This is a genomic window from Embleya sp. L77 (genome assembly GCF_055557415.1).
Map to the genome: position 1 here is coordinate 3321142 of NZ_CM145709.1, position 11594 is coordinate 3332735.

General features: G+C 68.6%; 11 protein-coding genes. 3 read left to right on the forward strand and 8 right to left on the reverse strand.

Annotated elements, in window-relative coordinates; genetic code table 11:
• Positions 1-208 precede the first annotated feature (208 nt).
• From ACZOOI_RS14135 to rpmH, 8 genes are all read right to left on the reverse strand, one after another.
• Entirely contained in the window at positions 209-1330 is a 1122-nt protein-coding gene (locus ACZOOI_RS14135) for a ParB/RepB/Spo0J family partition protein (RefSeq protein ID WP_465280977.1), read from the reverse strand.
• The gene (locus ACZOOI_RS14140; RefSeq protein WP_465281189.1) at positions 1327-2259 is read right to left on the reverse strand and encodes a ParA family protein; all 933 of its coding nucleotides are present in this window, start codon (positions 2257-2259) and stop codon (positions 1327-1329) included. The genes ACZOOI_RS14135 and ACZOOI_RS14140 overlap by 4 nt, the downstream gene beginning before the upstream one ends.
• Positions 2260-2528: 269 nt before the next feature.
• The gene (rsmG, locus tag ACZOOI_RS14145; protein ID WP_465281190.1) at positions 2529-3281 is read right to left on the reverse strand and encodes a 16S rRNA (guanine(527)-N(7))-methyltransferase RsmG; all 753 of its coding nucleotides are present in this window, start codon (positions 3279-3281) and stop codon (positions 2529-2531) included.
• A gap of 82 nt (positions 3282-3363) precedes the next feature.
• Positions 3364-3915: a Jag family protein gene (locus ACZOOI_RS14150; protein ID WP_465280978.1), complete on the reverse strand. Its 552-nt coding sequence runs from the start codon at positions 3913-3915 to the stop codon at positions 3364-3366.
• A gap of 65 nt (positions 3916-3980) precedes the next feature.
• Positions 3981-5150: a membrane protein insertase YidC gene (gene yidC / locus ACZOOI_RS14155; protein WP_465280979.1), complete on the reverse strand. Its 1170-nt coding sequence runs from the start codon at positions 5148-5150 to the stop codon at positions 3981-3983.
• A 2-nt stretch (positions 5151-5152) separates the two neighbouring features.
• The gene (gene yidD, locus ACZOOI_RS14160; protein WP_020557146.1) at positions 5153-5497 is read right to left on the reverse strand and encodes a membrane protein insertion efficiency factor YidD; all 345 of its coding nucleotides are present in this window, start codon (positions 5495-5497) and stop codon (positions 5153-5155) included.
• Positions 5494-5997 carry a ribonuclease P protein component gene (gene rnpA / locus ACZOOI_RS14165; RefSeq protein WP_465280980.1) on the reverse strand — a complete coding sequence of 168 codons (504 nt, stop codon included), beginning with the start codon at positions 5995-5997 and terminating at the stop codon, positions 5494-5496. Before rnpA ends, yidD begins: the two co-directional genes overlap by 4 nt.
• Positions 5998-6013: 16 nt before the next feature.
• Positions 6014-6151, reverse strand: a complete 138-nt coding sequence (gene rpmH, locus ACZOOI_RS14170) for a 50S ribosomal protein L34 (protein ID WP_010849920.1) — start codon at positions 6149-6151, stop codon at positions 6014-6016.
• A 350-nt stretch (positions 6152-6501) separates the two neighbouring features.
• Here rpmH and dnaA point away from each other — a divergent pair, with 350 nt between their 5' ends.
• The 3 genes from dnaA to gnd all read left to right on the forward strand — a co-directional run bounded on the left by dnaA (position 6502) and on the right by gnd (position 11591).
• Positions 6502-8478 (forward strand): chromosomal replication initiator protein DnaA, encoded by a 1977-nt coding sequence (gene dnaA, locus ACZOOI_RS14175; RefSeq protein WP_465280981.1) that lies wholly within the window; start codon positions 6502-6504, stop codon positions 8476-8478.
• A gap of 847 nt (positions 8479-9325) precedes the next feature.
• Positions 9326-10459 (forward strand): DNA polymerase III subunit beta, encoded by a 1134-nt coding sequence (gene dnaN, locus ACZOOI_RS14180; protein WP_360311326.1) that lies wholly within the window; start codon positions 9326-9328, stop codon positions 10457-10459.
• A 190-nt stretch (positions 10460-10649) separates the two neighbouring features.
• A complete protein-coding gene (gene gnd, locus ACZOOI_RS14185) occupies positions 10650-11591 on the forward strand; it encodes a phosphogluconate dehydrogenase (NAD(+)-dependent, decarboxylating) (protein WP_465280982.1) in 942 nt (313 codons plus the stop codon).
• Positions 11592-11594: the final 3 nt, after the last annotated feature.

Genomic DNA, 11594 nt, shown 5'->3' on the forward strand with positions numbered 1-11594 from the left:
GCATCGACCTCATCGCCCCTCCAGGGGTGCCACGTTTCACGTGAAACGTGAGCGAGCAGCACCGCCGCATCGAGCAGGCGGCACGTTTCACGTGAAACACAAGCAAGGAAGGGGCCCGCGGTCAACGACCGCGGGCCCCTTCCCCGTGTTTCCGTGCTCTCGTATTTCGGTGCTTCCGTGCTTCGGTGCTTCGGTGTTTCGGTGCCGACTACGGGACCAGCACCGAGGGTTGGTCGTCGGCCGCGGTGGACTCGGCCGGGGTCGACTCGGGTGGCGACTCGGGTCGTGCCTGACCCTGCGGCTCACTCAGCCGCTTGGCGAACTGGTCGCCTTCACCGGGCGCCATCGAGGCCAGGATGCGTTCCAGATCCTCGACCGACGCGAACTCGACGACGATCTTGCCCTTCTTCGGGCCGAGGACCACCTTCACCTCGGTCTCGAAGCGGTCCTTGAGCCGATCCGCGAGCTGGTTCAGGGCCGGCGCGACGATCCCACCGGGGCGCGGCTTCTGCGCCTTCGCCGGCCGCGCCGGAGCCTCACCCTTGATCTGCGAGGCGATCTCTTCGACGGTGCGCACCGTCATGCCCTCGCGGATGATGCGCTTGGCGAGCTTGGCCAGCTCGTCCGGATACTCCTCGATCTTGAGCAGCGCGATCGCGTGCCCGGCGAGCAGCGTCCCGGCCGCCAGGCTGGTCCGCACCTCCGTGGGCAACTTCAACAGCCGCAGGGTGTTCGACACATACGGGCGCGAGCGCCCGATCCGCTTGGCGAGGCTGTCGTGACTGCACGCGAACTCCTCCAGCAACTGCTCGTAGGCCATGGCCTCTTCGAGCGGGTTGAGTTCGGAACGGTGCAGGTTCTCCAGGAGCGCGTCGAGCAACAGCTTGTCGTCCTGGGTGACCCGGACGATGGCCGGCACGTGGGTCAGCCCCGCCTCGCGAGAGGCCCGCCACCGTCGCTCGCCCATCACCAGTTCGTAGGTGCCGTCACCCGACGCACGGACCACGACCGGCTGGAGCACACCCACTTCCCGGATCGACTGGACCAACTCGGCCATCGCACCCTCGTCGAACACCTCGCGGGGCTGGCGCGGGTTCGGCGTGATCACATCGAGCAGCAACTCGGCGTACAGCGCGGCCGGCTGCACCGGTGTCCTGCCGGCCCGGGGCGATTCCTGGACCGGCACCGAGGCCGGCGACATGGCCGGCTCGTCGGTCGCTATTTCCGCCATCCTGCGCAGGGTCTCCGCGGCGGAGGACGACGGCTTCAGCGCCCGAGTGGGGATGATCGATTCGAGCCCCTTGCCCAAACCCCTGCGTTGTCCGCTCATACTTCCTCCTTCGCCTTCGCCACGCCGCGCAGCGCCATCTCCCGAGCCGCTTCAAGATACGACAACGCACCGGTGGAGCCCGGGTCGTAGGTCATCACGGTCTGGCCGTAGCTGGGTGCCTCGGAGATCCGCACCGAGCGCGGGATCGCGGTCGGCAGCACCTCGTCCGGGAAGTGGTCGCGCACCTCCTGGGCCACCTGCGAGGCCAGCCGGGTGCGGGCGTCGTACATGGTGAGCAGGATCGTCGACACGGCCAGGTCCGGATTCAGGTGCGCGCGGACCAGTTCCACGTTGCGCAACAACTGGCCGAGTCCCTCCAGCGCGTAGTACTCGCACTGGATCGGGATGACCACCTCGGCACCCGCCACGAGCGCGTTGACGGTCAACAGGCCGAGCGAGGGCGGACAGTCGATCAGGATGTAGTCCAACGGCTGCTCGTAAGACGCGATGGCGCGCTGGAGCCGGCTCTCCCGGGCGACCAGGGAGACGAGTTCGATCTCGGCGCCGGCCAGGTCGATCGTGGCCGGCGCGCAGAACAGGCCCTCGACGTCGCGCACCGGCTGGACGACCTCGGCCAGGTCGCGGCCTTCGACGAGCACCTCGTAGATCGACGGCGTACCCGCGTGGTGGTCCACCCCGAGCGCCGTGGAGGCGTTGCCCTGCGGGTCGAGGTCTATCACCAACACCCGGGCGCCGTGCATCGCCAGCGCCGCCGCGAGGTTCACGGTCGACGTGGTCTTGCCGACGCCACCCTTCTGGTTCGCGACCACCATGACCCGGGTGCGCTCCGGGCGCGGTAGCCCCTCCGAAGCGCGGCCCATCGTCTCGACGGCCTGTCTGGCCGCTCGAGCGATGGGCGTGTCTTCGATACCGGGGGCCTCTGTTTCACGTGAAACGTCGACGCCGGCGCCTACTCGGGGCGCCGGCATCGAGGCTGTCGGATACTCGGACGGCAACGGTCCACTCTCCTCTCCTGCCGCGGCGACATGGGAACTCGGGCCGACGGAATGACCACGCACTGCGGCGGCACCCTCAGAGGGTGTCACGTTCCGGCGCGCCTCAGGCGAGTAGAAGCGTTTCCACGGAAGACGTTTCACGTGAAACACGATCCCGGGTGCGGCGATGCCACGGCGCTCACGACACACCCCGAGCGGGCAGGAACGGCGTTTCAGCCGTCCGGCCCAACCCGGAGGCGTTGCTACTTCCCGGGACGCCGCCGCGTTGCCTTCGCGGCCCGGCGCGCCTTCGTCGCCTTGGACTCCTTGGCCACGGCGGTGCCGATCCGCACCCGGACCACGGTGGTCAGCGGGTCCACGATTCCGGCACCCGCGTGCGCGACCGTCCAGGACACCGCGCCGAGCTTGCGCAAGTCCGCCTCGGACTCCAGGAGTTCCTCGGCGGCCGAGTCGCCCTTGAGGGCGAGCATCTCGCCGCCCGAGCCGAGCAGCGGCAGGCCCCACCCGGCCAGCTTGGCCAACGGCGCGACCGCACGTGCGGTCACCACGTCGGCGGAGGTACGGCCGCGCAGTTCCTCGGCGCGCCCGCGCAGCACCTCGACGTTGTCGAGGCCGAGTTCCTCGACCACCTCGTCGAGGAACGTGGTGCGCCGCAACAACGGCTCGACGAGGGTGATCCGCAGGTCCGGTCGGACCAGCGCGAGCGGAATGCCCGGCAGGCCACCACCCGAACCGACGTCGTGCACGATCGCGTTCTCCGCGATCAATTCGGCGACCACCCCGCAGTTGAGCAGGTGCCGCTCCCAGAGCCGGCCGACTTCGCGTGGGCCGACCATGCCCCGGCGTACACCGGGACCGGCCAGCAGATCGGCATAGCGGATCGCGCGGTCCAGGTTGGCACCGAAGAGGCGAGCCGCCGCCTCCGGTGCCTCGGGCGCGCGCTCGTCCGCCGGCGGGTCGGGGGTCGTGTCGTCCTGACGTTTCACGTGGAACATCATCCCAGGAACGGCGCCGGCCCCACCCGTGATGCGGGTGGGGCCGGCGCGACGGTTTGCGGAAACGGATCCGGGGATCCGATCAGGCGGGCAGTACGACGACGCAGCGATTGGGCTCCTCGCCCTCCGACTCGCTGCGCAGTCCGGCCTCCGCGACGGTGTCGTGCACGACCTTGCGCTCGAACGGGGTCATCGGCTTCAACTTGAGGGACGTACCCGCCGCCTTGACCTCTTCCACCGCCTCGGTGGCGATCTCCGCCAGGTTCGCCCGCTTGGCGGCACGGAAGCCGTCCACGTCGAGCATCAACCGGCTGCGCTCGCCGGTCTCGCGGTGCACGGCCAGCCGGGTCAGTTCCTGGAGGGCTTCCAGGACCTCGCCATCGCGACCGACGAGCCGCTTGAGGTCGGCACCGGAGGATTCGCTTTCTTCACCGGCGATCACCGAGACCGCCGCGCGCCCGCCTTCGACGTCCATGTCGATGTCGCCGTCGAGGTCGGCGATGTCGAGCAGGGCCTCCAGGTAGTCCGCGGCGATCTCACCCTCCTGCTCCAGACGGCTGATCTCCTCCGCGGTGAGCGTGATCCGACGCGAGGCGGCGGGTGAGTCGACGGCGGGGGTCGTGCCTTCCGTCACAGGGGAACTCCTTTGTGGACGAGTGAGCGAGTCGGTGGAGAGGGCGGCCGCCCCGTCGAGGGCGGTCACTTCTTCCTCGGGTGGTGCTTCCGGCTCTGGGTCTGCTTGCGCGGGCCGGCGTTACGCGCACCCGAGTGCGGTGTCCGCGCGGTCGAGCCCTTCACCGAGCCGTTCGAGCGGGCGGTGCCGGACGTGCCGTTGCTCGCCGCAGCGCCGGCCTCCGAGCCCTCCTCGGCGTCCCTGGCGGCCGCGTCCGCGTCGTCCCGGGCACGGGCCTTGCGCTGCGACTTGGTGAGCCTGGTGGGCTGCTGGCGCCGGGCGGCCTGGGCCTTCAGCTCGGCCTGCTGGGCCTCGTACTCGGCGGCGTCCATCAACTTGCCGTCGGGAAGCAGCACCTTGCCCTGCTTGCGCGCCTTCTCCGCGAGCTTCTCCTGCCGCACCTTGAACGCCGGGCTGCCGGGCGTGGGGTTGCGGTTGATCACGAACAGCTGCTGACCCATCGTCCACACGTTGGTGGTGAGCCAGTAGATGAGCACACCGACGGGGAAGTTGATGCCGAAGACCGCGAACATGATCGGGAACGCGTACATCATCAGCTTCTGCTGCTTCGCGAACGGGTTGCCCACGAGCGAAGCGGGGTCGGTGTTCTTCGTCATCAGCTGGCGCTGGGTGAAGAACTGCGACCCGGACATCAGCACGATCATCACGATGGTGACGATGCGCACGGTGGTCAGGTCGGCCCCGAGGCCGTCGATCTTGCCCGCCGAGTCGGTGAACTTGGCGGCGATCGGGGCGCCGAAGATGTGCGCCTGCTGGGCGCTGTTCACCAGGTCGCGGTCGATCACGCCGACCGTGCGGTTCTGCGAGACGCGCTGCAGCACGTGGAACAGGGCGAAGAAGAACGGCGACTGGACCAGGATCGGAAGGCAGCTCGAGAGCGGGTTGGTACCCGTCTCCTTGTAGAGCTTCATCATTTCCTGGGACTGACGCTCACGGTCGTCCTTGTACCGCTTCTGGACCTCCTTGATCCGCGGCTGCAGCGCCTGGAGACCACGGGTCGCCTTGATCTGCTTCACGAAGAGCGGGATCAGGCAGATCCGGATGACGACCACGAGGCAGACGATGGACAAGCCCCAGGACCAACCGCTGCTCTTGCCGAAGATCGGGCTGAACAACGAGTGGAACTGAACGATGATCCACGAGACGGCGGTATATAGGGGGTTAAGAATCCCCACGGTCAAGCTCCTCGGGCGGTGGTGTTCGCACCGGGCGCGGGCTCGGTACGGCCGGTGCTGGACGTCTGCTGCCGCTCGTGCGGCTCCGACTCCGAGCGCGACTTCCGCTCGGGGAGTCGCCACGGTCGGCGTGTGCGCGGCGGCACAGGATCGACACCGCCAGAGTTCCAGGGGTTGCAGCGCAGGATGCGCCACACGGTGAGGTAGGTGCCCTTGAAGGCGCCGTGCACGGACATCGCCTCGTACCCATAATGCGAGCACGACGGGTAGAAGCGACACACCGGCCCCAGCATCGGGCTGATCGTCCACTGATAGACCCGAATGAACCCCATGAACAGGTACTTCACGCCGTCGCTCCAGGCTTGGCCGCGGGCCCATCCGCTCGAACCGCGACAGGGCGCCCGGCCCGGCCCAGGAGCCGGTCGAACGCTGCGTCCAGATCCCGTGCCAGGACGGAATGGTCCGCCTGGGCTGCGGGTGGCAATGCCCGTACCACGACCAGGCTACCTGCCGGGAGCAGGGCCATCCGATCGCGTATGAGGTGGCGTAGCCGACGCTTGACGACGTTACGGACAACCGCGGGGCCGACGGCCTTGCTCACGACGAAACCCGCACGCGGTGGTGGAGCGTGCTCCACATCCGCGTGCGGGTCCTCTGCCACAGATTGGCGCAGGGTGTCCGGCTCGGACGGCGGTGCGGTCGCCGGGGTGCGATCGGACGTCACTGGTCCGCTCGTCTCCTGACGGTGCAGGTGAACGACCAGATGGGGACGGCCGGCTCGACGCCCGCGGCGAACCGCGATCGCGAAGTCCTCGCGCCGCCTCAGCCGGTTATCGGCAGGCAGCACGGAGAGATCCGCGAACTCAGGCGGAAAGCTCCGCGCGGCCCTTGCGGCGGCGGGCAGCAAGGATGGCGCGACCGGCACGGGTGCGCATGCGCAGCCGGAACCCGTGGGTCTTCGCCCGGCGACGGTTGTTCGGCTGGAAGGTGCGCTTGCTCACTCGGGGGCTCCAGGATTTGAATCGTGGGCCGGCAGAAAAGACCGCCGGCCACCACCGTACGTCCGCATCGACATGATCTCGGACATGCGGCAGCGGTCGTCAGACAACTAGACCGGCCCACGGTACGTACCAACAGGCGACGGGGTCAAATGGGGGATCCGGGGCACGTCGCCCACCTGCGGAAACACCGTTCGGGGCAGGCTGTACACAGCCTGTGGACAACGGGTTGAGCAGGCTACCGGGCGCCACTACCGTGAACAGGTGGGTCGGACCGGAGCGCTCGCTCCCGGGGTCCGGGACACTGGGAGCCCTCCCGAGACCTGCGTCGATGCAATGAAAGAGCGTGCACTGTGGCTGACATCACCAGCGACCTCGCCGCAGTCTGGGCACGGTTCCTGGAACGACTGGCCACCGACGACTCGGTCACGGCCAAGGACAAAGGATGGCTCCAGCGGACACAGCCGCTGACCCTCTTCTCCGACACCGCGCTGCTCGCGGTGCCGAACGAGTTCGCCAAGGAAGTCCTGGAGACCCGGCTCCGCCAGGTGGTCACGGACGCGTTGAGCCACGGTTTCGGGCGGCCGATCCGGTTCGCGGTCAGCGTCGAGCCGGGTGCGGGCGAGCCGGAGCCGGTGCCCGAGCGGCACGACCGTTCGCCCCGGCACGACGACTACAACCCCGGCCCCTACGGTCGCTCCTCCTACGGCGGCGACCGCTACGGCCGCGACGGCTACCCGCAGGAGCCGTACGGCCAGCAGCCCTACCGCCAGGACCGCGATCCCTACGCCGAGCCGCCGTATCAGCAGGACTACCCGCACGAGCGGTACGCGCCCGGACCGTACCGGGATCCGCGCGAGCAGCGCGACCCCAGGGACCCCCGGGATGCGCGCGATGCCCGGGAGCAGCGCGACCTGCGCGATCCGCGGGAGCCGCGCGAGCAGCGGGACGCCCGCGATCCGCGGGATCCACGGGATTCGCGCGATCAATACGGATACGGGGGCAATCCGAACGTTCCCTCCGATCACCCGGGAATTCCGCCATCGGATGGAACCCTCTTTGCGGACCGCGAGGACCTGTTCGGGCCGCCCGGCTTTTCCACACCTTCCGTCCACAGCTTTGTGGATAATTCGACACATCAATCCGGCGACAGAGACCAGTCGCCGGGTGCCGCGCAACCACCACAGCAGTCCCCTCCGCCCCGCCAGTCCCCGCCCGTACCGCCGGCCGATGCGCCCGGCGGGCGACCGCTGCGGTTGGCCCGGCCGGGCACCGGGCGCGAGCACGGAGTGGTGGAACACGAGCCGGCCGCCAGGCTGAACCCCAAATACCTGTTCGAGACGTTCGTCATCGGCTCCAGCAACCGGTTCGCGCACGCGGCCGCGGTGGCGGTCGCCGAGGCGCCCGCGAAGGCGTACAACCCGCTGTTCATCTACGGCGAGTCGGGGCTGGGCAAGACACACCTGCTGCACGCGATCGGGCACTACGCGAAGAGCCTGTATCCGGGTACCCGGGTGCGCTACGTGAGCTCGGAGGAGTTCACCAACGAATTCATCAACTCGATCCGCGACGGCAAGGCCGACGGCTTCCGTCGACGTTATCGGGATGTCGATGTCCTGCTCGTGGACGACATCCAGTTCCTGGAGACCAAGGAGCAGACCCAGGAGGAGTTCTTCCACACCTTCAACACGCTGCACAACGCGAACAAGCAGATCGTCATCTCCTCCGACCGGCCGCCCAAGCAGCTGGTGACGCTGGAGGATCGGCTGCGCAACCGATTCGAGTGGGGACTGTTGACCGACGTCCAGCCGCCCGAGTTGGAGACCCGGATCGCGATCCTGCGCAAGAAGGCGATCCAGGAGGGTCTCAACGCGCCGCCGGACGTGCTGGAGTACATCGCCAGCAAGATCTCCCGGAACATCCGCGAGCTGGAGGGCGCGCTGATCCGGGTGACCGCGTTCGCCAGCCTGAACCGCCAGCCGGTGGACCTGCAGCTCACCGAGATCGTGCTCAAGGACCTGATCCCGGACAGCGCGGGGCCCGAGATCACGGCGACCACGATCATGGCGCACACCGCCGCGTACTTCGGCCTGTCCGTCGAGGACCTGTGCGGCACCTCGCGCAGCCGGGTGCTGGTCACCGCGCGCCAGATCGCGATGTATCTGTGCCGTGAGCTGACCGATCTGTCGCTGCCCAAGATCGGCGCCCAGTTCGGCGGGCGCGACCACACGACGGTGATGCACGCGGACCGCAAGATCCGCTCGTTGATGGCCGAACGGCGCTCGATCTACAACCAGGTGACCGAGTTGACGAACCGCATCAAGAGCTGAAACGGCACCCGATCACCGCAGAGAACCGGCCGGCGTTCCCCTTTGGGGCCGCCGGCCTTCGCATGTGCGATGTGACCTTGGTCACATTGCCCGAAATGGGGCCGAGTTATCCACCGATCGGCGCCGACTCGGGCATCCACACCATGGGGATGACGCATCCACCCCGGAGTTCCCCACAATGGCTGCGGGAACCTGGGGAAAAAGCCGGCGAGCCGGCAGGTCAGGTTCCTGTGGTGATGTGGAATGAATTCCTCCACAGACTGTGGATAACTTTCCCGCCGCACACCGTCCACCGCCGCGTTGTCCGGTTGTCCACGTCCCGTCCACCGAAATTCCGCGCTTGTCCCCAGGTTGTCCACGGATCTGTCCACAGTCGGGCCGGTTTCACCCCTTACGGTGAATCCCGGGCCGAGAGGCATCCGCAGAGGGTGGGGACAAGTGGCCCTCGACCTGGGGATTGTTTGGGGACAACTACGGGTACGGCTGGGGACGGCCTGTGGAGCCAATTCGGGCATCCACAGACACAGGGGGTTTATCCACGGGTTCACCCACACCTCGAAGTGGACAAAAAACCGGCCCTGACCTGCGCGTATACCGGTTATCCACGGTATCCACACCCCCTACTACTACGACCACACGTAGTTCAAGAGAGATCCACGGAAAACGGTCGGGTCGGCCCGAATCTGTGGACTGCCGGTTTGCCGGGGGCTGCGCGGGCTGTCGGCGCGGTGCGTCAGACTGTGTGCCGGTGGTAGGCCCCGACGGCCTGCCACCGATGCCGAACGAACGAACGAACGGCAGACACACGACAGACAGACGGCCGGTAACGGCAGGAGGCGGTGAACCGGTGAAGTTCCGGGTCGAGCGTGACGTTCTCGCTGATGCGGTGGCGTGGACCGCGCGGAGTCTCCCGGCGCGGCCGGCGGTTCCCGTCCTCGCCGGACTGCTCCTGGAAGCAGCGGACCAGCGACTGACGCTGTCCAGCTTCGACTACGAGGTCTCCGCCCGTGGCGGCGTCGAGGCCGAGATCGACGAGCCGGGCCGGGTGCTGGTGTCCGGGCGACTGCTCGCCGACATCTCCAAGAGCCTGCCGAACCGCCCCGTCGAGGTGTCCACCGACGGCGCCAAGGTGACCGTGGTCTGCGGCAGCGCACGGTTCACCCTGCCCACCCTCCCGGTGGAGGACTACCCGGCGCTGCCGGACATGCCCACCGCCGCAGGGTCCGTCGAGGGCGACGTCTTCGCCGCCGCCGTGGCCCAGGTGGCCATCGCGGCCGGCCGCGACGACACGCTGCCGATGCTGACCGGCGTCCGGGTCGAGATCGAGGGCGACCTGGTCACCCTCGCCGCCACCGACCGATACCGGCTCGCGGTCCGCCAGTTCCACTGGAAGCCCGAGGCCGACGGACTCTCCTCGGCGGTGGCCCTGGTGCCCGCCAAGACCCTCAACGACACCGCCAAGTCGCTGACCCAGGGCGACAGCGTGCAGATCGCGCTGTCCGGGGACAAGATCGGCGAGGGCATGATCGGCTTCGAGGGCGCCGGCCGGCGCACCACCACCCGCCTGCTCGAAGGCGAATTCCCCAAGTACCGCGCGCTGTTCCCGGAGCAGTCGGAGACCGTCGCGACGGTGGAGACCGCGCCGTTCGTGGACGCGGTCAAGCGCGTGTCCCTGGTCGCCGAGCGCAACACCCCGGTGCGGCTGTCCTTCTCCGACGGCCGACTGGTGCTCGAAGCCGGTTCCGGCGACGAGGCGCAGGCCTCCGAGGCGATCGACGCGACGCTGGAGGGCGAGGAGATCTCGATCGCCTTCAACCCGACGTTCCTGCTCGAAGGACTGAGCGCGATCGGCTCGCCGGTCGCCCAGATCTCCTTCACCACGTCCACGAAGCCGGCCGTGATGACCGGCAAGCCGGACGTCGAGGCCGAGGCCACCGACGAGTACCGCTACCTGATCATGCCGGTGCGCCTGTCCGGCTGACCGAGGGCCGCGGCTCAACCGGGCCGAACGGGCTCCGGGTTCGTACGGGTCCGCCGTGCATGACCCCGCGGCAGCACGGGCAACCGCTACCCGCGTACCGTCGACGCGGTGAAAAGCCCCCACAAGGGGTGCGGAAGCGGCCTCGGCGGTGCCCCACCCGGCATCGCAGCAGCGAACGAAGGATTTCAGGATGCAGCTCGGACTCGTCGGCCTCGGCAAGATGGGTGGCAACATGCGCGAGCGTCTGCGCCGCGCGGGCCACACGGTGGTGGGCTACGACCGCAACGCGGACATCGCGGATGTGCACAGCCTCAAGGAACTTGTGGACGCACTCCCGACGCCGCGCGTGGTGTGGGTGATGGTGCCCGCGGGCGCGCCCACCCAGGCCACGGTCGACGAACTCGGCGAACTGCTGTCCCCCGGTGACGTGCTCGTCGACGGCGGCAACTCGCGCTGGACGGACGACATCAAGCACGCCGAGGCGCTGGCCGCGAAGAACATCGGCTTCGTCGACTGCGGTGTCTCCGGCGGCGTTTGGGGCCGGGAAAACGGCTATGCGCTGATGTGCGGCGGCGACGCCGTGAACATCGAGAAGGTCCAGCCGATCTTCGACGCACTCAAGCCCGAGGGCCCCGCGGGCTTCGTGCACGCGGGCAAGGTCGGCGCCGGGCACTTCGCGAAGATGGTGCACAACGGCATCGAGTACGCGCTGATGCAGGCCTACGCCGAGGGCTGGGAACTGCTGGAGGCCGCCGATGTGGTCACCGACGTGCGCGAGGTGTTCCGCAGCTGGCAGGAGGGCACCGTCATCCGCTCGTGGCTGCTCGACCTGGCCGTGCGGGCGATGGACGACGACGAGCACCTGGAGGGCCTGCGCGGCTACGCGGAGGACTCCGGCGAGGGCCGCTGGACCGTGGAGGCGGCGATCGACCACGCCGTTCCGCTGCCCGCGATCACCGCGTCGCTGTTCGCCCGATTCGCGTCCCGGCAGGACGACTCGCCGCAGATGAAGATGGTCGCCGCGCTGCGCAACCAGTTCGGTGGGCACGCGGTCACCGCCGCGTCGACGCACAAGGGGGCCGACGCCCCGGGCGCCGACACCACGCCGCCGAAGGAGGCCGACGCAGGCTGAGCA